Source organism: Thalassospira lucentensis (genome assembly GCF_032921865.1).
GTDB lineage: Bacteria > Pseudomonadota > Alphaproteobacteria > Rhodospirillales > Thalassospiraceae > Thalassospira > Thalassospira lucentensis_A.
Window position 1 is genome coordinate 1,851,348 of record NZ_CP136684.1, and the last position, 26,204, is coordinate 1,877,551.

23 protein-coding genes and 1 tRNA gene are annotated in these 26,204 nt (G+C 53.2%); 14 read left to right on the forward strand and 10 right to left on the reverse strand.

Annotated elements, in window-relative coordinates:
* Nucleotides 1–64 precede the first annotated feature (64 nt).
* The gene (locus tag R1T41_RS09150) at nucleotides 65–271 is read right to left on the reverse strand and encodes a DUF1289 domain-containing protein (protein WP_317341335.1); all 207 of its coding nucleotides are present in this window, start codon (nucleotides 269–271) and stop codon (nucleotides 65–67) included.
* A gap of 122 nt (nucleotides 272–393) precedes the next feature.
* A complete protein-coding gene (locus tag R1T41_RS09155; RefSeq protein ID WP_062952233.1) occupies nucleotides 394–591 on the reverse strand; it encodes a CsbD family protein in 198 nt (65 codons plus the stop codon).
* A 266-nt stretch (nucleotides 592–857) separates the two neighbouring features.
* On the opposite strand from R1T41_RS09155, the gene R1T41_RS09160 reads away from it, so the two are divergent.
* Nucleotides 858–1,472: an RNA methyltransferase gene (locus R1T41_RS09160; RefSeq protein ID WP_062952232.1), complete on the forward strand. Its 615-nt coding sequence runs from the start codon at nucleotides 858–860 to the stop codon at nucleotides 1,470–1,472.
* A gap of 128 nt (nucleotides 1,473–1,600) precedes the next feature.
* On the opposite strand, the gene R1T41_RS09165 is transcribed toward R1T41_RS09160, so the two are convergent.
* The 3 genes from R1T41_RS09165 to R1T41_RS09175 all read right to left on the reverse strand — a co-directional run bounded on the left by R1T41_RS09165 (nucleotide 1,601) and on the right by R1T41_RS09175 (nucleotide 5,842).
* The gene (locus tag R1T41_RS09165; RefSeq protein WP_317341336.1) at nucleotides 1,601–3,841 is read right to left on the reverse strand and encodes an anthranilate synthase component I; all 2,241 of its coding nucleotides are present in this window, start codon (nucleotides 3,839–3,841) and stop codon (nucleotides 1,601–1,603) included.
* A gap of 251 nt (nucleotides 3,842–4,092) precedes the next feature.
* Entirely contained in the window at nucleotides 4,093–5,064 is a 972-nt protein-coding gene (locus R1T41_RS09170; RefSeq protein ID WP_114109094.1) for an ion transporter, read from the reverse strand.
* A gap of 109 nt (nucleotides 5,065–5,173) precedes the next feature.
* A complete protein-coding gene (locus R1T41_RS09175; protein ID WP_317341337.1) occupies nucleotides 5,174–5,842 on the reverse strand; it encodes a phosphoribosylanthranilate isomerase in 669 nt (222 codons plus the stop codon).
* Nucleotides 5,843–5,962: 120 nt separating this feature from the next.
* Here R1T41_RS09175 and ubiE point away from each other — a divergent pair, with 120 nt between their 5' ends.
* The 3 genes from ubiE to R1T41_RS09190 are packed head-to-tail and all read left to right on the forward strand — an operon-like array spanning nucleotide 5,963 to nucleotide 8,747.
* Complete coding sequence (ubiE, locus tag R1T41_RS09180) at nucleotides 5,963–6,736, forward strand: bifunctional demethylmenaquinone methyltransferase/2-methoxy-6-polyprenyl-1,4-benzoquinol methylase UbiE (protein WP_062952228.1); 774 nt, start codon at nucleotides 5,963–5,965, stop codon at nucleotides 6,734–6,736.
* Between the two features lie 13 nt (nucleotides 6,737–6,749).
* Entirely contained in the window at nucleotides 6,750–8,309 is a 1,560-nt protein-coding gene (ubiB, locus tag R1T41_RS09185) for a 2-polyprenylphenol 6-hydroxylase (protein WP_097053229.1), read from the forward strand.
* A 9-nt stretch (nucleotides 8,310–8,318) separates the two neighbouring features.
* Nucleotides 8,319–8,747: a GNAT family N-acetyltransferase gene (locus R1T41_RS09190; protein WP_317341338.1), complete on the forward strand. Its 429-nt coding sequence runs from the start codon at nucleotides 8,319–8,321 to the stop codon at nucleotides 8,745–8,747.
* 79 nt (nucleotides 8,748–8,826) lie between these two features.
* Here the strand turns inward: R1T41_RS09190 and R1T41_RS09195 are convergent, their stop codons facing one another.
* Nucleotides 8,827–10,485: a HAMP domain-containing methyl-accepting chemotaxis protein gene (locus R1T41_RS09195; protein WP_317341339.1), complete on the reverse strand. Its 1,659-nt coding sequence runs from the start codon at nucleotides 10,483–10,485 to the stop codon at nucleotides 8,827–8,829.
* Between the two features lie 736 nt (nucleotides 10,486–11,221).
* On the opposite strand from R1T41_RS09195, the gene R1T41_RS09200 reads away from it, so the two are divergent.
* From R1T41_RS09200 to R1T41_RS09215, 4 genes are all read left to right on the forward strand, one after another.
* A complete protein-coding gene (locus R1T41_RS09200) occupies nucleotides 11,222–12,568 on the forward strand; it encodes a tetratricopeptide repeat-containing glycosyltransferase family protein (RefSeq protein WP_317341340.1) in 1,347 nt (448 codons plus the stop codon).
* 210 nt (nucleotides 12,569–12,778) lie between these two features.
* Nucleotides 12,779–13,258, forward strand: a complete 480-nt coding sequence (gene gpt / locus R1T41_RS09205) for a xanthine phosphoribosyltransferase (protein ID WP_062952220.1) — start codon at nucleotides 12,779–12,781, stop codon at nucleotides 13,256–13,258.
* 220 nt (nucleotides 13,259–13,478) lie between these two features.
* Complete coding sequence (locus R1T41_RS09210) at nucleotides 13,479–14,483, forward strand: PQQ-dependent sugar dehydrogenase (RefSeq protein ID WP_317341341.1); 1,005 nt, start codon at nucleotides 13,479–13,481, stop codon at nucleotides 14,481–14,483.
* 78 nt (nucleotides 14,484–14,561) lie between these two features.
* Nucleotides 14,562–14,635 (forward strand) — tRNA-Gly (locus tag R1T41_RS09215).
* An 82-nt stretch (nucleotides 14,636–14,717) separates the two neighbouring features.
* Here the strand turns inward: R1T41_RS09215 and R1T41_RS09220 are convergent.
* Nucleotides 14,718–15,500, reverse strand: coding sequence for a thermonuclease family protein (locus R1T41_RS09220; protein WP_317341342.1), 783 nt, complete (start codon nucleotides 15,498–15,500; stop codon nucleotides 14,718–14,720).
* 208 nt (nucleotides 15,501–15,708) lie between these two features.
* Here R1T41_RS09220 and R1T41_RS09225 point away from each other — a divergent pair, with 208 nt between their 5' ends.
* Both R1T41_RS09225 and R1T41_RS09230 read left to right on the forward strand, forming a co-directional pair.
* Nucleotides 15,709–17,127 (forward strand): TrkH family potassium uptake protein, encoded by a 1,419-nt coding sequence (locus R1T41_RS09225; protein WP_062952217.1) that lies wholly within the window; start codon nucleotides 15,709–15,711, stop codon nucleotides 17,125–17,127.
* A 298-nt stretch (nucleotides 17,128–17,425) separates the two neighbouring features.
* Nucleotides 17,426–18,433 carry an aspartate-semialdehyde dehydrogenase gene (locus tag R1T41_RS09230; protein WP_062952216.1) on the forward strand — a complete coding sequence of 336 codons (1,008 nt, stop codon included), beginning with the start codon at nucleotides 17,426–17,428 and terminating at the stop codon, nucleotides 18,431–18,433.
* A gap of 69 nt (nucleotides 18,434–18,502) precedes the next feature.
* Here the strand turns inward: R1T41_RS09230 and R1T41_RS09235 are convergent, their stop codons facing one another.
* On the reverse strand, nucleotides 18,503–19,939 hold the full coding sequence (locus R1T41_RS09235; protein ID WP_062960139.1) for a sensor domain-containing diguanylate cyclase: 1,437 nt from the start codon (nucleotides 19,937–19,939) through the stop codon (nucleotides 18,503–18,505).
* Between the two features lie 228 nt (nucleotides 19,940–20,167).
* Complete coding sequence (gene purU, locus R1T41_RS09240; RefSeq protein WP_317341344.1) at nucleotides 20,168–21,034, reverse strand: formyltetrahydrofolate deformylase; 867 nt, start codon at nucleotides 21,032–21,034, stop codon at nucleotides 20,168–20,170.
* A 346-nt stretch (nucleotides 21,035–21,380) separates the two neighbouring features.
* On the opposite strand from purU, the gene R1T41_RS09245 reads away from it, so the two are divergent.
* The 4 genes from R1T41_RS09245 (at nucleotide 21,381) to R1T41_RS09260 (ending at nucleotide 24,559) form a co-directional block, all read left to right on the forward strand.
* Entirely contained in the window at nucleotides 21,381–22,829 is a 1,449-nt protein-coding gene (locus tag R1T41_RS09245) for a TrkH family potassium uptake protein (RefSeq protein WP_082832781.1), read from the forward strand.
* A 186-nt stretch (nucleotides 22,830–23,015) separates the two neighbouring features.
* Complete coding sequence (locus tag R1T41_RS09250) at nucleotides 23,016–23,597, forward strand: TetR/AcrR family transcriptional regulator (RefSeq protein WP_317341346.1); 582 nt, start codon at nucleotides 23,016–23,018, stop codon at nucleotides 23,595–23,597.
* Between the two features lie 38 nt (nucleotides 23,598–23,635).
* Complete coding sequence (locus tag R1T41_RS09255) at nucleotides 23,636–23,923, forward strand: hypothetical protein (RefSeq protein ID WP_317341347.1); 288 nt, start codon at nucleotides 23,636–23,638, stop codon at nucleotides 23,921–23,923.
* A gap of 30 nt (nucleotides 23,924–23,953) precedes the next feature.
* Nucleotides 23,954–24,559 (forward strand): DNA-3-methyladenine glycosylase I, encoded by a 606-nt coding sequence (locus tag R1T41_RS09260; RefSeq protein WP_317341348.1) that lies wholly within the window; start codon nucleotides 23,954–23,956, stop codon nucleotides 24,557–24,559.
* A 165-nt stretch (nucleotides 24,560–24,724) separates the two neighbouring features.
* Here R1T41_RS09260 and R1T41_RS09265 read toward each other — a convergent pair whose 3' ends face one another.
* A complete protein-coding gene (locus R1T41_RS09265) occupies nucleotides 24,725–26,185 on the reverse strand; it encodes a HAMP domain-containing sensor histidine kinase (RefSeq protein ID WP_317341350.1) in 1,461 nt (486 codons plus the stop codon).
* Nucleotides 26,186–26,204: the final 19 nt, after the last annotated feature.

The following is a 26,204-nucleotide window of genomic DNA, read 5'->3' on the forward strand; positions in this document are numbered from 1 at the left end:
CTTGATGAACAGGGTTTTTATTTGGGGTTGGTTGTCGCCGTCCGCAATGTTTGGTCTGCCTTGATTACAGGTTGCCATTTCCGGTCGTGATGAGCGGTGCGGTCGTGGTGGAAAGACGACGTTTGCGGATGGTTTCCAGCACCCGTTTTTTACTGCCGTCGCTCATGCCCATCCATGCACCAATTTCGTCGCTCGTACGAAAGCATCCGGTGCAGTAGCCAGCGGCGGGGTCAAGAACGCAAACGCCAATACAGGGGGATTTGACAGGCATGATTTTCCAAATCTGGTAACGAGATTGATTGTGTGCATAGAAAACACAAAGCCCGCCAGGATCAAGAGGGTAATAATCCGGCGGGCTTTAGTAATGTGTGGTAATTTCGGGACGTGAACGTCCTAGAGGCGGTCAAACCAATTGCGGACCTGCCGGTCGGCCTCTTCGCGTTTAACGCCGTAGGCTTCCTGAACCAGCCCAACCAGTTTTTCCTGCTGGCCTTCAATCTGATCAAGGTCATCATCGGTGAGACGGCCCCACTCGCGTTTGACGTGACCACGCATCTGTTTCCAGCGGCCTTCGATTTGGTCCCAATTCATCAGGTATTCTCCTGTTTCTTTCGGGTTGTTTGCTCGTTTGGTTCGGAAATTTTATTTGCGTGCCGATGACATGCTTCTCTTCCGGCTGTTTGGTCATAAAACGGTTCGGAGTGTTTTTTGTTCCAAGATACCCGAATTGCTTCCTCTGCCAGGACAGGGTTGCGGCCCGCTGACTTGCCATATTCGCCTGTCAGGGGTATAGCCGAGCCAGTTTTTTCATTGGAGTGTGTGTGAGCGCACCATCGGCGTGCAGCACGGAGGACAATATGCGCGGATATTTCGGGATCGGGATCGAGGGGGCCAGCAAGCCTTTTAACGTGGGCACGCTTTTTCGTTCCGCTCATGCGTTTGGTGCCAGCTTTGCCTTTACTGTTGATGCGGATTTCCGTGATGAACGGGCCAATGTGGCCGACACATCACGTGCATCCGAGCAGATGCCCTACTACCACTTCCCCGATCACGATCATCTGTTTCTGCCTGATGGGTGCCGGATGGTTGGTGTTGAGCTGACACCGGATGCAATTGAACTACCAAGTTTCAAGCATCCGTCGCGCGCGGCTTATATCCTTGGTCCGGAACGTGGCAACCTGTCACAGGAAATGCAGGATCAGTGTGATTTCATCATCAAAATTCCGATGAGCTTCTGCGTGAATGTCGCGATCGCCGCCAATATTGTCATGTATGACCGGCTGATCAGCCTTGGCCGTTTTGCCCCGCGCCCGGTTCGTGCCGGTGCCCCGACCGAACCAAAACCGGAAGCCTTTTATGGCGGCTGGATTTCGCGCACGCGTGACAAACGCAAAGCCGATCCTGAAAAGTTCCGTCAAGCCCCGCCGCCGGATTACAGCGTGATAGACGGAACGCTGGATGACGACGATTAAGGTATGAAAATGAAGCAACGGCCGCGAGGGAGGAGCGCGGCCGTTGCGGTTTCCTGACCCGGTTTCATCGACAGGGGGAGGTCGATGGCAGGGGGCATGGGTCAGGCAATCGGGTTCACTATGTCGTTTCAGGCAACCATTATCGCCGTTTCATCTCGCTCATCCCCGTCATCAGCGTCGGAAATTTCGGCCTTTTCAGGGAAAATTCCGAGCGGATTGCGCAGCAGGTTGGCAATCATTCGCATCCCGACATCACCCTGCAGGGTCAGCAGGCTTTCGGGATGGAACTGTACCGCGCTGATCGGAAGGCTTTGATGGCGTATACCCATCACCACACCGTCATTGCTGCGCGCGGTGACTTTAAGATCAGTCGGCAGGCTTGCCAGATCGGCAAATAGCGAATGATAGCGACCGACGACAATTTCATCGGGCAGGCCTTCAAACAGCGGATCAGACGGGTCCAGTTTCACCTTAGACGGTTTGCCATGCATCGGTGTGTCGAGTTGACCAAGTGATCCCCCGAAAAATTCGACAATTCCCTGTAAACCAAGGCAAACACCAAAGACCGGAAGCCCAGCGGCAAGGGCACGCTCGATGCTTTGGCGAAGCCCGTAATCATCGGGGCGTCCCGGCCCCGGGGACAGGAACACCAGATCGGGTTTGAAATCGTCAAACGCCTCATCGGGGAAACCGGGGCGCAGGGTCAGGGTTTCTGCACCGGTTGCACGGATATAGCTGGCAAGGTTTTGAACAAAACTGTCTTCGTGGTCGATCAGAAGCACGCGTTTACCAACGCCCGAAATGGTCGGATCAATGGTGGCTTCGTCTTTGGCATCGCGGGTGACGGCATCAATCATGGCCGATGCCTTCAAGACGGTTTCGGCTTCTTCTGCGGCAGATTCACTATCAAACAGCAATGTTGCACCCGCGCGAACTTCGGCGACACCCTGTTTGAGGCGCACGGTGCGCAATGTAAGGCCGGTATTCAGATCGCCATTGCACAGAACCGCGCCAATGGCCCCGCCATACCATGCACGCGGACTGCGTTCGACGGTTTCAATATGCTTCATGGCGGCCCGTTTGGGGGCACCGGTTACGGTAACCGCCCAGCAATGTGTCAGGAAAGCATCAAGTGCATCAAAGCCTTCGCGAAGGCGGCCTTCGACGTGATCGACCGTGTGGATCAGGCGGGAATACATTTCGATCTGGCGACGGCCAAGAATACGGATGCTTTCGGGTTTGCAGACGCGTGCCTTGTCGTTGCGATCAACATCGGTGCACATTGTTAGTTCGGATTCTTCCTTGGCCGAATTCAGAAGGGTACGGATATTTTCCGCATCTTCAATCGCGTCGCGACCGCGCGCGATGGTCCCCGAAATCGGGCAGGTTTCAATACGCTGACCGGTAACGCGGACATACATTTCCGGCGATGCGCCGATCAGGTGTTCACCGTCCCCCAGATTGATCAGAAAACCATAGGGTGCGGGATTGCGGCGTTTAAGGCGGCGGAAGATTTCCGATGGGGCCGTTTTGCATTCGGTCCGGAACACACGGCTTGGCACGACTTCAAACAGCTCTCCGCGGGCAAATCGTGGCTTGGTTTCATCGACGACGGCGGCGTATTCGCCGTCTTTCATGTCGTTTTCGACGATGCCGTTTGCACCATGTGATGGTGGGTGATCTTGGGCAATGCGGTCGAGCCCGACGGTGCTGTGGCCATCTGGCGCAATGAATTCATATTCAAAAAGGGTGGCGACCTTGGATGCGTGGTCGACCGTGATCATTTGGTCGGGCAGGTAAAGATGGACGTCTTTATGATCGCTGCTGCGGTCCTGAGTTAGTGATACCTGCTCAAAATGAAGAGCGATGTCGTAGCCAAAGGCACCGTATAGGCCCAAACGCTCCTCGCCTTTGTGGGCAAACAGATCGCGAATGGCCCGGACAACAGAAAACAGGCTGGGCTGTTGACTGCGTTCTTCTTCGGGGAACCATGCAGCCGCTTTGCCGACATAGCCGTAAAGTCCGTCATCGCCCCTGGTCAGGCCTTCGATATGGGCATGACCTGTAAGGGCATGTTCAATCATGGGCAAAAGCACCCGGCCGCGATCATTGAGTACACGGATCGCAAAGCCGCGTTCGCGTCCGGTAATTTCCAGCGGTGGTTTGGCAAAGCCCATGTCCCAGCGCGAGTAACGACCCGGAAACTCGTAGCTGGACGACAGCAAAACACCCTTGGTTCGATCAAGCGCGTCGATCAGGCTTTCAGTGGCATTTTCATAGGTGATTTCTGTCTGGCGGCGAATGACGGCGATGCCGCCATCGGTGGTATATCGATATTCGCTACTGATTTCAGAAGTCGGGCTGGTCACGTCAAATACTCCGTTTGCGGGGCGCTGCCGCAGGAGCAATGTGACTTTTCAGCAAGTAGGGAGAAGGTCTGAAAACACAAAGCCGCCTGCGAAGATCAGGCGGCCGGTTGTTTCAGGGCATGATAATTGGCCGCCCGCTTATGCGGACCACCACCAACGATTGGAAATAAGGATCGGGTTCATGCCGTGTGTTTTCATGCGTCAAACTATGATCAGCGATCCGGCGGGCGTCAAGCATTTTGATCAGATGATCATTCGCCCGGTTCGGAAACCTCAAAACGCAGCGGTTTGTGGCAATGTGGGCAGGACAAAAGATCGTCTTCGTGATCGTGATGAATGTCGCGGATATCGGAAATGATTGACTGGGCTTGCTCATCACTGATGCCAAGTTCGTCCTGATGGGATCGCAACCTTCTTCGCACGGCCTCGGTCAGGCGTTTTCCCGAAAGCTGATGGGCGGCTTGTTGGCGATATGCATCTTCGCGGCGGCGCAGTTCACTGGAAAAGGCCGATGCCAGAATACCGGCGGGCACCGCGACGATGCCGATACCCGTCAGTGAAATCAGACTTGCGATGACTTTGCCCAATGCTGTGATCGGTACGACATCACCGTAACCGACGGTGGCAAGTGTGATGACGCTCCAGTAAAGGGCACTGGGCAGGTTGCCAAATGCGTCAGGTTGGGCTTCGTGTTCCGCAAGATAGATGGCGCCTGCACTGAAAACCAGCATGCAGGCCAACGCTGCGCTTGCGGCACCAAAGATACCCATCTGCTGACGAAACACCATTAGCATCAGCTCAAGCCCGGTGGAGTAACGGGTGAATTTCAAAAGCCGAAGCAGACGGACAATGCGGATGAACCGGAGATCAATCGACGTGAAAAACAGCAAGAAGACTGGCAGGATTGCGATCAGATCAACCATTGCCATCGGTCGCAGCATATAGCGTAACCGGCCCCATTTTCCGGAAAATTCCGGGTTGTCGGGTGCGGACCAGACACGCAAGCCGTATTCGATGGTGAAAATGGTGGTGCAGATCAGTTCGATGACCAGAAACAGGACGAAAAACTGTTCAGCCAGTTCATGAACGGTGTCGAGAATGACACAGACAACATTGATCACGATCAGGGAAGCAAGGATCAGATGTATGGTCAATGACAGCCGCGATTGGCGATCAACCCCATGCAGCAAATTCTGAACCTTTGATCGAAGCGTTCTTTCCATTTGACCCCATATGCTACCGGGGCCAGAAAGACTGCCCGCAATCGCTCGATGATTGCCGGTATCGCTTCAGAAATGGTTAAAGAAGATGCTGATCTGGAGCCGCAGGGCGTTAGTAACCCTTTGCCGCACGAATGAAATCGGCAATTTTGCGCGCGTCTTTCACGCCTTTGGTTTTTTCAACACCAGACGATACATCGACCCACGGGGCACCGGATATACGGACCGCGTCGGTGACATTGTCAGGATCAAGTCCACCGGCCAGCATCCAGTTGCTTTTGAAGCTGCGCCCGGTAAGAAGACTCCAGTCAAAACTAACGGCATTGCCTCCGGGCAAGTTGCTGTCTTTGGGCGGTTTGGCATCAAAAAGCAGGAAATCGGCGACGCCATCGAAGTTTGCCGCAGCAGCATCAATATCATCGGATGTGCTTACCGAAACGGCTTTCATGACGCGCAAACCGAATTTTTCTTTTACTTCCGCAACCCGTTCCGGGCTTTCCTTGCCATGCATCTGGATCATATCAAGGCGACCGGCCTTGATCGCATTTTCAAGGGCCTCGTCACCGGCTTCAACAAACAGGCCGACTTTAAGGATGCTGTCAGGGACACGCTCGGTCAGCGTGGTGGCACCGTTAAGTGATATGTGCCTCGGGCTTGGCGGGAAAAAGACATAACCCAACGCATCAGCACCGGCACTCATCGCGGCCATTGCGGCGTCTTCGCTGTTGATTCCACAGATTTTGACCATGCAGCTCATCGGGGTGTCCTGTCTTGTAGCCAATTCAAACTTCCGTCCAAGTCATTTGGTCCTAGCAGAAAGTGATGTGGACCAACAGGATATTTACGAATTTGCGTGGCTTTACACTGGCGAGATGGCGGTTGCTGCGCTATTTTCCCGGCCATGAGCAAGCACACAGGCCCAGCCGGGGGCGAAAACGGCGAAAAGACAACCCATTTTGGTTTCCGGGACGTTCCCGAAAGCCAGAAGGCATCCATGGTGCGCGAGGTTTTCGATACTGTCGCGTCCAAATATGACTTGATGAACGATCTGATGAGCGGCGGTATTCACCGCTTGTGGAAAGATACGTTCATCAACGAGCTGAAGCCGCGTCCGGGTATGAAGCTGCTTGACGTTGCCGGTGGTACCGGGGACATCGCGTTCCGTTTTCTGAAAAACGGCGGTGGTTCGGTAACCGTATGTGACATCAACTATGAAATGCTGCATGTCGGTCGCGATCGCGCGGTGGATCACGGGTTGCTGAAAAACATCAACTGGACTGTTGGCGATGCTCAGAAATTGCCGCTGCCCGATCATTCGGTCGATGCCTATACGATTGCCTTTGGCATTCGCAACGTGACGCGGATTACCGAAGCGCTTTCCGAAGCCTATCGTGTGCTGCGTCCGGGCGGAAAGTTCCAGTGTCTTGAATTTTCCAAGGTGGTGGTGCCGGGGTTCGATAAACTTTACGACACATACTCGTTCAAACTTCTGCCTGAAATCGGACGCTTTATTGCTGGAAACCGTGAAGCCTATCAGTATCTTGCTGAGAGTATTCGCCAGTTTCCCGATCAGGAAACTTTTGCATCCATGATCCGTGATGCCGGGTTCGAGCGGGTGAAATATCGCAATCTTTCGGGTGGTATTGCCGCGATCCATTCCGGCTGGCGGGTGTAAAGGTGGCGACTGAATGATACGGTTCGTTCGCAACAGCTTTCGCTTGCTTGGAATGGCGCGGACTTTGGCGCGCTACGATGCGCTATTCCCGCTTGCCCTTGTTCCGGGTGGCAAGGTTCTGGCGTTTTTTGCCCGCCTGACCGCTCCGTTTTCGAGACGGTCGGATTTGCGGCCGGGGCGGCGGCTGGCCCGCGCGCTTGAAGAATTGGGACCTGCTTTCATCAAGCTTGGTCAGACACTGGCGACGCGTGCCGATCTGATCGGGGATGATGTCGCGGCCGATTTATCAAGCCTGCAGGATCGCCTGCCACCATTCTCGGCCAAGATTGCCAAGCGGATCATTACCGAACAGCTTGACGGGCCGTTTGAAACCCTTTTTTCCGAATTTGACGATACGCCAGTTGCCGCCGCATCCATTGCGCAGGTGCATTTTGCAACCACGTCTGATGGGCGCGAAGTTGCGGTCAAGGTGCTGCGTCCGGATATCAAGGCCCGATTTGCGCGTGATCTGGATCTGTTTTACTGGGTATCGGAAATTGTCGAACTGACCCAACCGCGCTTGCGCCGTTTGAAGCCGGTTGAAACCATCAAGACGCTGGAAGACAGCGTGCATCTTGAAATGGATTTGCGGTTTGAAGCGTCGGCGGCCTCCGAATTCCGCGATAATTTCGAGTCTGATCCAACCTATTACGTGCCGCAGATCGACTGGGAACGCACAGCCGAGCATGTCATGACCATGGAACGGGTCAAGGGTGTGCGTATCGATAATGTCGAGGCGCTGGACCGGATGGGGGTTGATCGCTCCGCCCTTTTGGCCAAGGCGGCCGGCGCATTTTTCCAACAGGTTTTCCGTGACGGTTTCTTCCATGCCGACATGCATCCGGGCAACCTGTTTGTCGACGAAGCTGGCAAGGTCAGCATCGTTGATTTCGGGATTATGGGACGTGTTGACCGTCAGACGCGGCTTTACCTTGCAGAAATGCTTCTGGGTTTCCTGACGCGTGATTATCGACGTGTCGCCGAGGTTCATTTTGAAGCTGGATATGTGCCTCGCAACCAGTCGCTTGAAAACTTTCAGCAGGCTTGCCGTTCTATCGGGGAGCCGATCCTTGGCAAGGAACTCGCGGATATTTCGGTCGGGCGTTTGCTGGGGCAGCTTTTCCAGATTACCGAAACCTTCGGGATGGAAACCCAGCCGCAGCTTCTGATGCTTCAGAAAACCATGATCGTTGCCGAAGGGCTTTCGCGCATTTTAAGCCCGAACGAGAATATGTGGGAATTGTCGCGTCCGTTGATCGAGGAATGGATGCGCGAAAACCTCGGCCCGGAAGCCAAGATCGCCGAAGCCACCCGACAGGCCGGAACAATGTTGCGCCGGTTGCCCCGTGTTCTTGAGGCCGCCGAACAGGCATCAGCGGTATTTACCGATCAGGGATTGCGTCTGCATCCCGATACCGTTGCCGCGATGCGGGGCCGGTCTAACGGGCAACGCAGTTCCGGCGGTATCTCGAAACAGTCAGTATTGCTTTGGGTGGCGATTGCGGCGCTGGCCGTTGCGCTGTTCGTGAAATAGAGATCGGTCATGAGCGAAATTGAAATCAGTTGTGACCGCGCCCGGCTTGATCTTGAATACTGCTATGATTTCATTGCCAATTCCTATTGGTCACGAGGGAGGTCGCGTGGCGAGTTTGATCGGTCTGTTGAAATGTCGGTGCCGGTTGGCGCCTATTGTGATGGACGGCAGGTTGGCTTTGCCCGTGTCGTGACCGACTTCATCGCAGTTGCTTATATCGCTGATGTGTTTGTTGACCCCGATTACCGTCGTCGCGGAATTGCATCCATGATGCTTGATGCCCTGCATGGTCATCCCGATATTGCGCGGGTCAAACGTTGGATGCTGGCGACGCATGATATGCAGCCGGTTTATCGCCAGCATGGATATGAGGAGCTGAATGAAACGATCATGATGCGGCTTGATGCCGAATCCGATGATCGGGAACCTTTGCTCTAGGCGCGATTAAACCCGACATTCTAAAAAAACGCCGCCTCGGTCAGACCGGGCGGCGTTTTTGATTTTGGCAAGTTCGCAATCAGCTGGTGCGGACTTCATCAAGAAAGTTGCCGACTTCGCTGCGCAGCGTTCCTGATTGGGCACCAAGTTTTTCGGACGCATCAAGCACCTGACGCGCGGCATTACCGGTCTGGCGAGCCGCGGACTGCATTTCGCGAATGTGGCTGGTGACTTCCTGCGTGCTCTGTACCGCCTGCTGGACGGAGTTCGAGATTTCAGAAGTTGCCTGCCCCTGTTCCTGAACGGCCGCCGCAACCTCGGATGCGATTTCGTTCAGATTTGCGATGATGCTTGTAATCCCGTCAATCGCACCGACAGCTTCCTGTGTCGATCCCTGAATGCCTGAAATCTGGGCCGAAATATCCTCCGTTGCACGTGCGGTCTGATTGGCAAGGTTTTTGACCTCGTTGGCGACCACGGCAAAGCCCTTGCCCGCATCACCGGCGCGTGCTGCCTCGATCGTGGCGTTCAGTGCCAGAAGGTTGGTCTGTTCTGCGATGGCCTGAATGATCTGCACCACTTCACCAACTTTCTGTGCCGAAACATCAAGCCCCTGAACCATTTCATTGACCCGGTTGGCCTCGGTGCTGGCATTGGCGGTGATGTTCGATGTGTCATTCACGCGTGCGCTGATGTCACGGATTGAGACGGAAAGCTGTTCGGCGGCACTGGCCACCGTTTCGACGCTGTGATTGGCCTGTTCGACAGCGGCCACAACAGCCTGTGAACCGGCTTCGTTCTGGTGGACGGCGGCGACCATGGTCTGTGCGACCTGTTGCATTTCGCTTGATGCCCCGGATACACCGTCGACAACACCCATCACGGTTTGTTCAAAACGTCCGGCCAGGCCATTCATGGCTTCACGGCGTTTGGCCTCGGCACGTTCGCGTTCCTGTTCACGTTCGCGATCCAGTTGTGCAACGCGGTTTGCGTTTTCCTTGAAGACTTCGACCGAAGCGGCCATCTGGCCGATTTCATCGGTGCGATGAACGCCCGGAATGTGAATGTCACGATTGCCATCCGCAAGCGCAGCCATGGCGCCATTGATTTTAACAAGTGGGGTAATAATCTGATTGCGCAGGACAAACCAGGTGCTGCCCAGCAGGACGACAAGAATTGCAGCAGCAAGAGCCAGCTGGATGATGACGGCCTGTTTTACCTCGGCATTGACGCGTTCAAGGCTCCATGCGGTCAGCAGCATGCCACGATACTGATCTTCGTCTCGCCGCTTGGAATATTTGGTGATTGGCGCGGCAACAATGACGGCGTCGCCGGAGATGAAGCTGACGACTTCCTTGTTTTCAAGCCGTTCCAGATAGGGCTCGGCAAGTGCAGCCAGATCGTGTTCGGGAAGGTTTTCCGATTGATAGGTCGCAATCGGTTCTCCATCCGGATTGGCAGCAATCAGGGTTGCCAGCTGCGAGCCTTCCTTGTCAGTGATCTTGCGGAATTCTTTTTCGACCGAGTTGCCGTCCATGGCAATAAAGCCCGGTTGCACGGCGGTCGACAGCATTTCGGTTTTTTCGACCGACTCATTATACATGATTTCGATCATCGCGTTGCGTTGCGAAACCGTCTGGATCGTCATCATTGCGCCAAAGCCGATAATCAGCAAGGCAACCACAACCAGAATGACTTTGCGTCCGACAGAGCCGCCGGATCGTTTGGTTTCGGCCATTTAAGGTCTCCCGTCCTTTGAAGCCTGATGATATTTGTTCCCTCGTTACCTGATCGATGACCCGCGATCATTTCAAAGCGTCGCAGCTTGCTCGAACAGGTTGGTGCCGTCTTTTTGGCGTTCCGAATTACGGCCCCGGAAATTTGCCAAACCGACGGTCATTTATTGTTTTGGTTCCCTGTGTAACACCACAGGGACTGGGTAGTATTTTAACGCCTTTCTTCAGTCCCTCGTAAAAAGCTACTTCAAAGCGCGACATAACCGAAATAATTAAAATCGACTTGTTTGAAATTGTCCGAAACTCACTAAATGCGATAAAATCATCCGGTATTGTTCTTGTTTTTAGAAAATAATGCTATTCGCATGTCCGGTGATTTTTGCGGCGCGAATCGTCTGGCGATGACAACCGGCCAACGGGCGAGTACATATGGAAATGGTCGTCTGCCTTTTTGACATTGTATGATCCGGCGATTGCAGTTTTACGGGACGGGGGAGCCGAATGGCGAAGTCCAGAACCATGAACAAGCCGCGTGCGGCCAAAAAAACCAAAAAAGCGATAGCCAGTGGTTCTGCAAAAAGTCGTGCGCAACAAGCTTCGGCGGATAGTGTGCCGGGCTTTGCTGTTCCCAAGCCTGAAACTCCAGAATTGCCACAGACAAAAAACGACGCAGTCAAAAAAGTGGCTAATCAATTCCCCGGGGCACCCGCAATCGCCGGACGCTCGGGCAAATCGGAAATGTTCACCCGTGCACTTGATGCCCATCAGTCTGGCAGGATTGAAGAAGCAATTTCGCTTTATGGTACGGTTCTCAGGCAAAACGTTGATCAGCCCGATGTCTGGAATAACCTTGGTGTCGCGCTTAGGCGCAGTAAACGGCTTGATGCCGCACTTGTCGCCTATCGCAGGGCGGCGGAACTGCGCCCCGGCAATGCGGGGCTTTGGTCAAATATGGGTAACTGCCTGCGTGAAATGATGCGGTTCGATGAGGCCGCGGCGGCTCATGACAAGGCGCTGGAACTTGATGCATCAATCAAATCGCATCCGTTCAATGCTGGCTTGGTTTATCGCGATACCAACCGGTTCGAGCAGGCTATCAAACATTTTGATGCGGCTTTGGCCATTGATCCCGATTATGTCGATGCAAACTGGGACAAGGCACTGGCACTTTTGGCAACAGGCCAGTACGAAACGGGTTGGGCCGGATATGAAACGCGCCGCAAGCTTGCCGATAATCCGATCCGCCCGCTTGAATCTGTTCCGGAATGGGATGGAAAGGCCGATTTACGCGGCAAAAGACTGCTGCTGCGTGCTGAGCAGGGCTTTGGCGATATGATCCAGTTTGCCCGTTTTGTCCCATTGGTAGGGAAGAAGGCCGCGCATATCATTCTTGAATGCAGATCGGAATTGATCCCGGTGATGCGCACGATTGCCGGTGTCGGAACGATTGTTGAAAAGGGGGCGAAATTGCCCCCCTTTGATCTGCATGTCCCGCTCCTTAGCCTGCCGCATGTCATGAAAATCAGCGAAGCGGAACTGCATCGGGTCTCTGCCGAACCCTATCTGAGCGCGCCGAAAGGCAAGCAGGCACGATTAAGCCCGCCATCGGGTACAGTGCTTAAGGTTGGGCTGATATGGGCAGGCAAGCTTAATCCGCGTGACCGATCCTGCCCGCTTGAACTGCTGATGCCGCTTATGGCGCAGAAAGGGGCAAGTTTTTACAGTTTTCAGGTCGATGAGCGGCGGGGCGACATAGCCAGACTTGGCGCCAATGCCCTGATTACCGACATGGGTGAACATATTCATGATTTCGGTGACAGTGCCGCGTTGATGAAGGCGATGGATCTGGTCATTACAATCGATAGTGCGCCTGCCCATCTTGCCGGGGCACTTGGTGTGCCGGTCTGGATGTTGCAGCTTTATACGACAGACTGGCGGTGGATGGTCGGGCGGACCGACAGTCCGTGGTATCCGACAATGCGTATTTATCGGCAGGAAGCACCGGGGGATTGGGCTGTCCCGATTGCAAAGCTGGGCGCTGATTTTGCCAATCTGCTTAAGGCGCGGCTGGGAGCGGCGGTATAGTTAAGACAATTGGCGGCTAAATTTTGGTCAACACCCGGTGAACGTCTGATCAATTCTTTAAACAGGAATAGTCCCGGCCCTTGTCTTTAGCGATGACTCAGCGTAGGAAAGCGCCTTAAATTTACGAAGAATATCGACCGCTGTTCGATCTTTCCCATGATTGGGGCTGATAGTCAGCAGGCGATCCGTTTTTTGCGCAGGAGAAAGCTTGTGAGCGAAGCTGCTTATAACAAAGGTTTCCCGGTTTCCTGGGAACAGATGCATCGCGACGCACGTGCATTGGCGTGGCGTCTGCTGGAAAAAGGTCCGTATAAGGGCATTATCGCGATTACCCGTGGGGGGCTGGTTCCGGCTGCTATTATTGCACGTGAACTTGATATCCGTCTGATTGATACGGTTTGCATTCGCAGTTACTCTGACAAGACGCGCGGCGATCTTGAATGGCTTAAAGGGATCGAAGGTGATGGCACGGACATGCTGATCATTGATGATCTGGTCGATACCGGCAAAACCGCGAAGGCCGTACGTGAAAAGCTGCCAAAGGCACATTTCGCGACAGTCTATGCCAAGCCGCTTGGTCGCGAGATTGTCGACAGCTTTGTGACCGAGGTTTCCCAGGATACCTGGATTTATTTCCCGTGGGATATGGAACTCTCGGTTAACGCGCCGATATCCGAGCGCGTTCGCTAATCGGTCTTGAATATCTTATCGTATCTTTCTCAAGGCCTGTTGGACCGAAAAGGAGGACACGATGCAAAATCAAAATTGCCCGGCTCGCTATCGTCAACCGTCATTAACGGTCCGATGGGCCGGGCATTTCTGTTTTTGGCTTGGGTTCTGCGCCCTTGCGATTACGGGCATATCGGCCCCTGTCATCGCACAAGAGCTACCTGCACAAACGCAAAAAGCCATGTCACTTTTGCGGCCTGAAAGCGGTTATCGGCTTGAATTGTTTGCCCCGGTAAATAATGCGCGTTCTATCGCGGTTGCCCCGGAACTGAAGGGCATTTTCGTCGGAACGCGTGGTCCCAATCTTTATTTCGTGCGTGATGCAGATGGGGATGGCAAGGGCGAGGAGGTCAATCTGATTGCTGATGACTTCAAGATGGCCAATGGCATTGCCTATAAGCCCGGTACCTTGTTTGTAGCCGATCAGCACCGGGTTGTGTCCTACGACCTTTCAAATTTTGATGGAAGTGCTTTGGGGCGCCCGCGCATCCTGTTTACCAACCTGCCTGACAAGCGCCATCATGGTTGGCGTTACGTCGCACTTTCGCCGGATCAAAGCCGTCTGTTTATTGCCGTTGGCGCGCCGTGCAATATCTGCAGGGTCAGCGGGCTTGAAGGGACGATCATTTCCATGCCGATCAGTGGCGGGGCACCGAAAATCTATGCCAGCGGCATCCGTAATTCGGTCGGGCTGACCTTTCATCCCGACACCGGTGATTTGTGGTTTACCGATAATGGCGGAGATAACCTTGGCGATGATGTTCCGCGCGAAGAGTTAAACCATGCACCCACCGAGGGGCTGTTTTACGGTTATCCGTGGTATGCAGGAAACGATACGCGATCCCCGCAGTTTTCCAATGAAACGCCCCCGGCTGAAGTCACCTTTCCGGCCTTTACCTTTAACGCGCACAATGCCGCGTTGGGGCTGACCTTTGATGATGGTGATGCGCTTGTGGCGTTACACGGATCATGGAACCGGACGATCCCGGATGGTTACAAGGTTGTCCGGGTAGAGTTTCGCAATGGTGAACCTGTGGCAACCAATCCTTTCCTGGATGGTTTCCTGCGTAGCAACGGGGAAGTTGTTGGTCGTCCGGTGGACGTAAAGCATTATATTGATGGATCGATACTGGTGTCCGATGACCACGCCAGCGCGGTCTGGCGACTGGTTCCGGCGGACGGTTAGGTCATCCAAAATAAATGAACCCGGTATCGGGGACGGGCTTGCACCGACCTCGAAACCGGGCTATAAAACCGCCGCTTCGCGGGTGTAGTTCAATGGTAGAACGGCAGCTTCCCAAGCTGCATACGAGGGTTCGATTCCCTTCACCCGCTCCAAGCTTTCCCAAAATAATTTGATGCCAGACCGCTGTTTAGGTACAGGACGGATTTCTCATTGAAACCGTTCGATCAGTTTGGCTTATTTTTCTATCGGTGCGTAAGAAAGGTCCTGTTTGCGGGCTTGCTCGTCGCTGCACAGAAGTTTTGCCTTATCCGCAATAAGGTTCTCATAGCGGGGGTCCAGAGTACCGATATAGTGCTCATTCCCAACGGGCGCGAAAAGGCAGCGACCGCTTTCACCATCAAGCCGGTTGCCAGCCCGCCATTCGGATGGCGGGATCATATCGCCGCCATGAATACCGATCCCGGCATTTTCGGCTTCTTCCGAAAGACCGTCATAACGATGGGAATATCCTTCGATCGGAAGGGCTTCACCGTCACTGACCATGGCAGCAGCCACATCGCGTTCACCAATACCGCATTCGACAATCGGGAAATCATCCTCTTTGCCGGAATGTTCCTGATCGCCGGGCCAGCAGCGCACGGTAAAGGGAGCCATGGCGAAATATTTGCGAAGCTGCATGGCTGATGACATACCGCAGTCCCAAAAATTGCCATTGTGCAGGCATTGCTGACCAAGTTCGGGAGCATCAATGCCGGCGATGTCTGCAACGACACCATCAATCATGATCGTATCGCCATCAATAACCAGAACATCCCGGCCCTGTGCCTCTAACGCCTTTTGTTCGCCATGTGACGGGGTATCGTCAGCAGCATGAACCGCTTTGTCCTGCATATAGATCGCAAGTGCAAATGCGACGGGAATGGCGAGCAGAAGGATAAAACGAAAACAGCGTCTCAAAGCAACCTCGATGGTTTGGTGATTGGACCCAAGTGATGCAATCAAGATACAGAATGACATGAATGGCTTGCGCAAGAACAGTCGAAAACAACGGCAAAATAATGTCCTGAAATCCCGGGAAATGTGCGGCTTTGACTCCGTTCGCCCCGACACGTCTGCGATAACAGGATGCAATCGTTGTCAATTGGCTGTACAAGCGGATTTCCCGAGTTAGGCATGGACATCGTTCTTGTTTCGACTGCAGCCCATCTTTTTCGTCGTAGGCATAATGGTCATTATCATCGGTGTTTCGATGATGATCCCGGCTGCTGTCGACCTTTATTATGGTAATCCCGACTGGAAGATCTTCGCACAGGCGTCAATGACCAGTATCGGTCTTGGGGGCATGGCCTGCCTTGCCTGCCGGTCGGAAATCGGTCCGCGTGTTAATGCACGTCAGGGCTATGTTCTGACGGTGTTTTCCTGGGTTGCAGTCAGTCTTACCGGTGCCCTTCCTCTTTGGTTCTCGTCCCTTGATATCAGCTTTTGCGATGCGGTTTTTGAAACTGTTTCGGGGCTGACCACGACCGGCTCTACGGTTCTTTCGGGGCTTGATGACATGCCGCCGGGACTTCTGCTGTGGCGGTCTATCCTGCAGTGGTTGGGCGGGATCGGGATTATTGTGACAGCACTTGCGCTGCTGCCGATGATGAGGGTCGGCGGGATGCAGCTTTTCCAGATGGAAAGTTCGGATCGTTCAGAAAAGCTGAGCCCCCGCATTCGCGATATGTGCCTGCAGATCGTGGTGATTTATGTCGGTCTTAGTGTCATCTGTATGGTTCTGTACCGGATTTTCGGCATGACCTGGTTTGATGCGATAAATCATGGCATGTCGACATTGGCGACCGGTGGATATTCAACGTCCGATCTGTCATTTGCCAAATTCGATTCTAGTCTGGCACTGCACTGGGTTGGTATCATTTTCATGTTCGCAGGTGCTTTGCCGTTTACCGCTTATGCCGTGCTGGTGCGCAAACGCGATATTCGCGCGATAGCAAATAATCAGCAAATTCGGATTTTCCTGCTGATCATTGCGGTTTTCACCGGCCTTTTGACCCTGCGTCTGATGCATATTTCCGATGACGGGTTTTTCAGATCGCTGACCATGGCAGCGTTCAACCTTGTTTCGGTGATTACCACGACGGGTTACGCGTCGGGGGACTATCTGCAGTGGGGCCCGGCCGCGATCATGCTGTTCTTCTTTGCGACCTTTATAGGCGGGTGTTCCGGCTCGACCGCGGGCGGATTCAAGATGTTCCGGCTTTATGTGGTGTTTACCGGGCTTAAAGCACATTTCATGCGGCTTCGTAGTCCGTCGGCGGTGATTGTAAGCCGGATCGACAAACATGAGATCACGTCCGACATCTATAATGCAGTAACGGTCTATGTCTTCCTGTTGACGATCAGCTATATCGCGATCAGTGTCGCACTGGCTTTGACCGGCCTTGATCTGGTGACCTCGATGAGTGCGGCGGCAACGGCACTTGCCAATGTGGGCCCGGGTCTTGGCCCGATTATTGGTCCTGCGGGCAATTTCCAGTCGCTGCCCGATGCCGCGAAATGGATTCTTGATGTTGCGATGGTGCTTGGCCGGCTGGAGTTTGAAACGCTTCTGGTGCTTCTGTTGCCAGCGTTCTGGCGCGATTGAGTATTAAAGTAGAATGGCTGGGGTGTGGCGGTTATCATCGACAAGGCCCAGATTCTAACTAAACTGGGCGGCGGCTTGCCGGAAACCTGCCAAAGGGCAAAAATTCGCGCAAAATCCCGAGGGAAATGCATGGAACAACTCGTTTCGGGGCGCGTTTGAGTTCCAAGATTGCCGTGCAAGCGTGCGATGCAGCAAGCTACATTTGCCAACGCAAAAGAAATCCTTATAATGCGCGGCCCGCGGGCAATCGCGTAAGTCGAAAACGACAACAATTTTTATACGAGGTTAGACAATTATTATGAGTGCCGAAAATCTCCATGTCGGTGTGATCGGCGCAACCGGTGCGGTTGGCGTCGAGCTGATCAATGTTATGTTTGATCGCAACTTCCCTGTGGGTGAACTTACCCTGTTCGCGTCCGAGCGTTCGGCAGGCAAGACCGTGGAGACTAAGTACGGCACTAAGACCATCGCACTGTTTTCGGTTGAAGAAGCCAAACAGTGCGACATTGTCTTCCTTGCAGTTTCCGGTGATTTCGCCAAGGAATTTGCTCCGCAGATTGCCGAGGGCGCGCTGGTGATCGACAACTCTTCGGCATTCCGTCTGAATGACGATGTGCCGTTGATCGTGCCGGAAATCAATGGTGACCTTGCCAAGACCGCCAAGCTGATTGCCAACCCGAATTGCACCACTGCGATTGCAGCTGTGGCGCTGTGGCCGTTGCATAAGGCATTCGGCCTGAAAAAGGTCATCGTTTCGACCTATCAGGCAGCATCGGGTGCCGGTCAGCCAGGTATGAACGAGCTGCGTGAAGGCTTGGCGGCGGGTCTTGAAGGCAAACCTGTTCCTGCCGAGGTTTTTGCTCATCCGCTGGCGTTCAACGTCATCCCGCATATCGATAGCTTCCAGGAAAACGGTTACACCCGCGAGGAGATGAAAGTCACCTGGGAAACTCGCAAGATATTTGGCGAACCGGACCTGCCAGTATCCTGCACGGCCGTGCGTATCCCGACTGAGCGGACCCATTCCGAAGCGATTGTCGTGGAGACCGAAAAGGTTGTTACCCCGGCGGCTGCACGTGAAGCGCTGGCCAATGCCAAGGGTGTGAAGCTGGTAGACGATCCGGCGAACAATGTTTATCCGATGCCGATCAATGCGACGAAACAGTATGACGTCGAAGTCGGCCGTATCCGTTCCAACCTGATTTTTGGTGATCATGGTCTGGAACTGTTTGTTGCCGGTGACCAGTTGCTTAAAGGTGCGGCGTTGAACGCGGTCCAGATCGCAGAAGCCTATATCGCGGATTAAACGATATAACGGATTTAAATGAAAACGGCCCCGATTTCGGGGCCGTTTTCATTTGTGTGACGAGGCCAGTCAGGCGACTGAAATATGGTCGCGGCCGGCATTTTTGGCAGTATAAAGCGCGTTATCAACACGAGTTATAAGTGTTTCAAACTCTTCACCGTCTCGATATTCGGTGATACCTGCACTAACCGTGACCAGAATGTTATCTCGCCCGAAGCGTACCGGATGTTCGCGGATCGCGTCGGAAATTTCCCGTGCTTTCGTCATTGCTTCCTGGCGACTAAGGCCGGGCAGAAGCAGGATGAATTCGTCACCCCCCCAGCGGCACAAAGTATCGGATTCACGGGAATGACGGCGAATGGTGGTGGCAACTTCCTTAAGCGTTGCGTCGCCGCCAGGATGGCCAAAGGTGTCATTAACTTCCTTGAACTCGTCAAGATCGATACAGACAACGCCTAAAGGTTCCGCACGCCGTTTGCAGGATTTGGCCACACCTTCAAACACAAGATCAAAGACCTGCCGGTTGCATGCGCCGGTCAGCTTGTCACGTGATGCCAGTTCTTCCAGGCGGTTTTGATAGTTCCGGATCGTCAGATAAGCCGCAATACCGACAATCGCGGTAATCAGAAGCGAGACAGCGATATTGATCAGGAAGGTGGTTTCGATCTTCTGGTCACCGATGTGTTCTTTCTGTTCCACCAGCAGCAACCAGCCGAATTCCGGAACAAGGCGACTGTTTACGAAATAGGTTTCACCATGGTCTTCGTAAGTAATGGAGTATCCCGGAGAAGTCAGAATCTGGGTAGCATGGGCGCGAATTCCGTCCCGGTCGTGCAGTGTTTCAGATGTCCCGAAGCCGCTGCCGTGCAGGGTGATCCGCCCTTCCAGATCAACGAAGTAAATCGTTCGGCCATAACGTTTCTGATAGGTCTCGATCAGGCGGGTAACGGAGTTCACGGATAAGCCAACACCGGTGATGCCGATGACATTGCCGTCATAGTCGCGGACCTGATAATTCACGAAAACCGCCAGACGTGATCGATCCGCGGTGTCATGATCGACATTGATTTCATAGGGCTTTTGATCGTCGCGTGCCTGAAAATACCAGAAATCGGCCGGATCATCTTCGGATACCTGCTTGATCACACCGGTCGGGTGATAATAGTTCCGGGTCTTGTCCGAGATGAAATAGGACGTGACAGTATCATATCGCATCTGGATTTCACCGAGATAGCGGATGATTTGTTCCGGATCATTTTCCCCGGCGAGCGTCCAGTCCCGGACAAAAGTATCCTGTGCCATCAATGATGAAATAAAGATCGGTTGCAGCAGATCACGCTGGATCTCGGAATAGATATTGTCGCTTGTCAGCGGTAGTGTGCTCTCAGCAATTTGCTGTTCCAGTGATTGCCGGGCGACGTAAAAACTTACGAAACTCGTGGTCAGAAAGCCGACAACCAGCAAAATGCACAAAACGATAGCGAAATAGATTTTCTTTCCAGGCACGGAAAGCCCCCAAGGTAGCTCTAGGGCAACGTCATTCGTTGCAAGTTATTGTTATTCAGAGAATTTTACTGTCCCTGAGTATAACTTATTCGAAAATTCGCATGTTTTCTATCGGCCATTTTGTCGATTGCGTTCATTACTTTCTTAGGTGGTAATGCATATCAAAAAATAAACCACCAGTCATTACGACGGGTGGTTTGTTGGTGTCAGATATTTTTTGCCAGCCTCTTATCGGCGGAAGACAACCGTTTTATTCCCGTTACGGAAAACGCGATGTTCGCAATGCATTTGGATCGCGCGCGAGAAAACGACAGATTCGATATCTCGCCCGATTTCAACCATATCCTCGGCCGTCATCGTGTGATCGACATGTTCGATGGCTTGATGAATGATCGGACCCTCATCCAGGTCTGCGGTGACATAATGGGCAGTTGCCCCGATCAGTTTCACGCCGCGTGAATGCGCCTGATGATAGGGTTTTGCCCCCTTGAAGCTGGGCAGGAACGAATGGTGTATATTGATGCAGCGTCCTTCGAGCGAACGGCACAGATCCGTTGACAGAACCTGCATATAGCGCGCCAGACCGACCAGATCGGCGTCGTGCTCGTCAATGATGTCCAGAAGTTTTGCTTCCTGACTTGCCTTGGTTTCCTTGTTTACCGGCAGATGGTAATACGGAATACCGTACCATTCGACGATGCCGCGCATGTCTTCGTGGTTGGAAACAATAGCCGGGATTTCGATATGCACATTGTTCGAAGCAACCCGGTGCAGCAGATCGTTCAGGCAGTGGCCAAACTTTGACACCATCAGCAACACTTTTGGCTTCCGATGGAAATCATGAAGTTCCCATTGCATTGTGAATTTATCGGCAAGGCTGGCGAATTTATCGGCAAACTCGACCTTCGTGCGCAAGGCGCGGCCCGCATCGAATTTCACGCGCATGAAAAAGCGGTTGCTTTGCGGATCGCCGAACTGCTCCAGCTTGTTGACGAACGCGCCTTCCTCGGCAAGGAAGCTGGTGACACTGGCGACGATCCCGAATGTATCCGGGCACGTAATCGTCAGAATAAAAGTTTTGGCGAGTTCGGACATTTCCGCTGAATCTTTCGGTTTTGAATTTTGTTCTGCAAGCGATATAGCGGCCTTGGCAAGTCATGCCAACCCGGAATTGGCAGCAAACAAGCTATGCCAAGGCTGATAGGCGCAATTCGCATAGCTGCATGATTGCGGGCATGAAATCATAATCGGCGCAGGAACCATATGTTTAAAAGCTGGACATTGGCGGGGCATGTGCCAAGAATTCCGCTTCGTTTGACGGAAGAAGATGTAACGCGGCCGGTTTTTCGGTTATGCAAGGCAGAATGTCAGAGATAATTGCGAACACATGTGATGCCCGGTTCACAAAGACCGGGGGCAAAACATGGTGCGGGGCTGTTCATTGATCGATTTTCGTCCAATCCTTTTTATTATCGGCATTCTGCTATGCACCCTGTCGGTCGGGATGTTTATCCCGGCTCTTGTGGATCTTTATTACGGGCAGCGGGATTGGCTGGTATTTTCGGCGGCATCGGCAGTATCGCTTTTCATTGGCGGTGCATTGGTGATGATGAACCGGACCGACAATCTTAAAATTACATCGCGTCAGGCTTTTATTCTGACAACCGCAAGCTGGCTTGTTCTGACCGCAGTTTCGGCACTGCCATTTGCGTTTTCCGACCTCGATATGAGCTATACCGACGCTTTTTTTGAAGCCATGTCGGGGATTTCGACCACGGGCTCAACCGTGATTGTCGGGCTTGATACGGCCCCGCCCGGGATTTTGTTGTGGCGGGCACTTTTGCAGTGGCTTGGCGGGATCGGGATTATTGTTATGGCGATTGCGGTCATGCCGATGCTGCGTGTCGGCGGGATGCAGCTTTTCCGTATGGAAAACTCCGATAAGTCGGACAAGGCATTTCCGCGTGCCACCCAGATCGCTGTAGGTATCGCAAGCCTTTATTTGGGTTTCACCGTTATCTGGGCCATCTTGTTGTGGTGGGCGGGTATGCCGGGATTTGATGCAATTGCGCACGCAATGACGACAATTGCCACAGGCGGTTTCTCTACCAAGGATGCGTCGGTCGGGCACTTTGATAACCCCGCTATCGATGTAATTATCACGCTGGGTATGGCTGCTGGTGCGTTGCCCTTCATTCTTTATCTGCAAACCTTGCGGGGGAAGGCGTCTGCGTTGTTTGTGGATGGGCAGGTCCGCTGGTTCGTGGTAATTGCTGGCTCCATCATTCTGGGGCTTAGCATCTGGCATTCGGAAACAAATAATGTCGCGTTTCTGGATGCGCTTCGATACACGTCCTTTAACATTGTATCGGTAATGACCGGCACCGGTTACGCCACCACGGATTACGGGCTTTGGGGACCGTTTGCTGTGACAGTGTTTTTCTTTGTGATGTTCGTGGGGGGCTGTGCCGGATCGACGACCTGCGGGGTTAAAATCTTCCGCCTTCAGGTTCTTTATGAAATCGCTAAAATCCAGCTCTCACACATGCTCCGCCCGCATGGTGTTTTCATTGCCTACTATAACCGCAAACCGCTTTCCGAAGACGTCACGGAATCGGTGCTGAGCTTCTTTTTCCTTTTCGTGTTCTGCTTTGTGGTTCTGGCTGCTGCCCTTGGTGCAATGGGGCTTGATTTCATCACGGCAGTCTCAAGTGCCGGCACGGCCATCGCGAATGTCGGCCCCGGACTTGGTCCGATTGTGGGGCCGTCGGGGAATTTCGCGACGTTGCCGGACGGGGCGAAGTGGCTGATGTCGATCGGTATGCTGATCGGGCGTCTGGAAGTCTTCACCGTTCTGGTGCTGCTTTTCCCAGCCTTCTGGCGCGACTGAGTTTTCAATTTTCCAGTCTCTAATGATGCCCCGCTTTGATGCGGGGTTTTCTTTTTGTTTTCCTCTGTCGGCGGACTGTCAAATAAGCAGTGGTTTGTCTCATTGACAATTTAGGACAATTGACCTAATGAAGTAGGTCAATTGTCCTAATCGGGTTTCAGGTACTCACAATAGGGACGAAAAGGAATGGCTGTGGAACAAGGTACGCGGGATCGGATTGTCGAGGCTGCCGATCAGCTGTTTTATCAACAGGGGTTCGAGCCGACCTCCTTTGCCGATATCGCGGGGAAAGTCGGCATATCGCGCGGTAATTTCTATTATCATTTCAAAACCAAGGACGAGATCCTTGATGCCGTGATCAATCTGCGTTTGAGCAATACCGAACAGATGCTCGATCATTGGGAGGCAGAGGGAGAAGACCCGGCCGCCCGTATCCGAAGCTTCATCCATATTCTGATCGTCAACGGGGAAAAAATCCGGCGTTACGGTTGCCCGGTCGGCACACTTTCTGCCGAACTGGCAAAACTTGGCCATGCTGCACAAAGCGATGCTGCAGGACTTTTCACCCTTTTCCGCATCTGGTTGTGTCGCCAGTTCGAGCGACTTGGCTGTGCGGAGAGATCTGATGATCTGGCGATGCATTTGCTCGCCCTAAGCCAGGGTGTTGCGGCTCTTGCCAATGCCTTTGGGGATGAGAAATTCGTGCGGCAGGAAGTCAATCAAATGTGCGATTGGCTGGATGCCCAGATTGGTTCGAACCGCACCTGAAACGGGAAAATATTACGCAAGCCATTCGGAGAATCTCAATGTTCACTATTTTACTGACGTTTTCGGACAACCGGGCAAAGGCACCGCAATTCATGGAGGACCATAAACAATGGATCAGCCAGGGATTTGACGATGGTGTGTTTCTGGTTGTCGGAAGCCTTCAACCAAATCTCGGTGGTGGAATTCTTGCCCATAACACAACGTATGAGGAACTGACGAGGCGTGTAAACGCAGACCCATTTGTTGCCGAAAAGGTTGTTAAGGCCGAAATCATTGAAATCACTCCTGCCAGAACGGATGTGCGCTTGGAGTTCCTGATGGCGTGACATTTTCAGGAATGACTAAAGGGGGCGAAGATGGGGACCACAACGATCAGCGCAGACGGTAAAACACGTTGCAAATGGTGTGATGCAGCACCGGAATTTGATGCTTACCACGATAGGGAATGGGGCTTTCCGGTTGGTGATGATCGACGGTTGTTTGAAAAAATCTGTCTGGAAGGCTTTCAGTCAGGGCTCAGCTGGCGCACCATTCTGGCCAAGCGGGAAAATTTCCGGGCGGCATTTGATGATTTCGATTTTAATAGCGTCGCGAAATTCACAACATCTGATGTTGAACGGTTATTGCAGGATAGCGGTATCATTCGCCATCGCGGCAAAATCGAAGCTGTCATCAATAACGCTAACCGTGCCTGCGAAATGGTGGTAGCAGAAGGATCGCTTGCGGCCTATTTCTGGCGGTTCGAGCCACAGGGACAGCCTGTTGAACGACCACAAACGGCATCTATGTCCGATACGTCGGTGGCGATTTCCAAAGATTTGAAAAAGCGCGGTTGGAAATTTGTCGGTCCAACCACCGTTTATGCCTTCATGCAGGCGATGGGATTGATCAACGATCACGCAGAAGGGTGCTTTATGCGACCGGTAATCGATGCGGCGCGCAGGGAATTTGAAAGACCATGATTCTGGGGAAGGTGGCGATGCCAGACCTTGGGTCAGGAGCGGATCGGGGATCGGGATATCGGTCCAGCATCGCCTTAAGCCAAGAATGCCAAATCAGAGTCATTCGGTAAAATCGAATGTTAATTTAAATTCGATAGATAAAATCTATTTATTGCGCATTTGCCTTCAGGCCATAACCGGCAAGGTCACGCAAAATATCGCACCGTCCGGTCCGGTGGCGCTAAGGCGAAGGTCCCCCTTGTGGGCAAGGATAAGTTCGCGCGCAATGGCCAGACCAAGACCGGTGCCGCCTTTTCTGCCAGTGGCGGCGAAGGGAACAAACAGATTTTTGATCGCCTTTTCAGGCAGACCGGGGCCGTTATCAATGATCTGGATTTCTACGAATGCGTCCGTATTATCCGCAGCTGCGATTGATGCCTGTTTGATAGTAACTTTGGTTGCACCGGCATCCAGCGGGTTGCGGATAAGGTTGCTGAAAGCGCGGAAAAGCTGATCGTAATCGGCTTCAATCATCAACTCGGCCGGCAGGTCAATCTGGATTTTGGCTTTGCACGGTTCCTTGATCGCATCAGGGTTTTCTGGCGTCAGAAGATTTTCACCGCCATTTTGCAGCAATATCTGGTCGCGAATTTCCTCGATCAATTCGATCAGGGTAAAGCGGGCGATATCAAGTGTTGGCGGGGCCTCGCGGGCAAAGGACAGGGTTTGTTCACTGATATAAACCGCACGCTCCATCGACGATAACAGGCGCGGAACAACAGCGCGGACTTCCTGATCCTCGCTTTGGGCCAGTTTTTCGGTCATCAGCATCGATGTTGCCAGTGCATTTCGAAGATCATGACTGATCTTTGTTGCCGCAGTTCCAAGGGCTGCGAGACGGCGTCGCTGATTTAACATCGCCTGCAGATCATGTTGCATGTTGGCAAGTTCGTGTCTTGCAATGCCAATTTCATCGTCGCGGTCATCCGGCACGATGACCGATCCCTGATCTTGCGGATTTTCGCGAAAACGGATCATGTCACTGGTCAATGTCCGCATTGGCCGGACCAGAAGCCGGTTCAGTGCAAAGTAAACCAGACCGGCGGTGAAGAACGAAATCACCAGTGACAGTCCCATCACCCGCCAGCCGAAATTGCGCATGTCATGGGCCAGTCCCTCTTCATGAACCAGTATTTCTATTTCGAAATCCGGTGCCATGGAGGGCATGCCGACGACGCGTAACATCCGGTCATGTGGTTGAGTCAGGGTTGAAAGACCATCGTACAAAGCCATCGGGATGGAAAAGGTCGTCAGATCGACGTCGTAATCCACTTTGGCGGGCATATCGTCGCGTTGAAGCAACAGCTTGCGATCATCGCGGCGTAAAATAACGGCCTCTATCCCGGCATTGGAAAGCAATTCCTTCTCCAGATCGTCAGGAATCATCTGATCGGGAGTCGCTTCCAGCGCCAGGGCGGCAAGATAGCCGGAATCAAGATGGGCCTTGAGCCAGTCAACCCGATAGCGCGCGACCGACGGTGCAAAGACGAAAATCTCTGCCAGCATGACAAAGCCGACAGTCAGCACCAGCAAACGTGCCGACAGTGATTTGGCCCATGGGGGCAGTTTGAGATGAGGGCGTTCCATAACGAATGTTAGCCAGAGA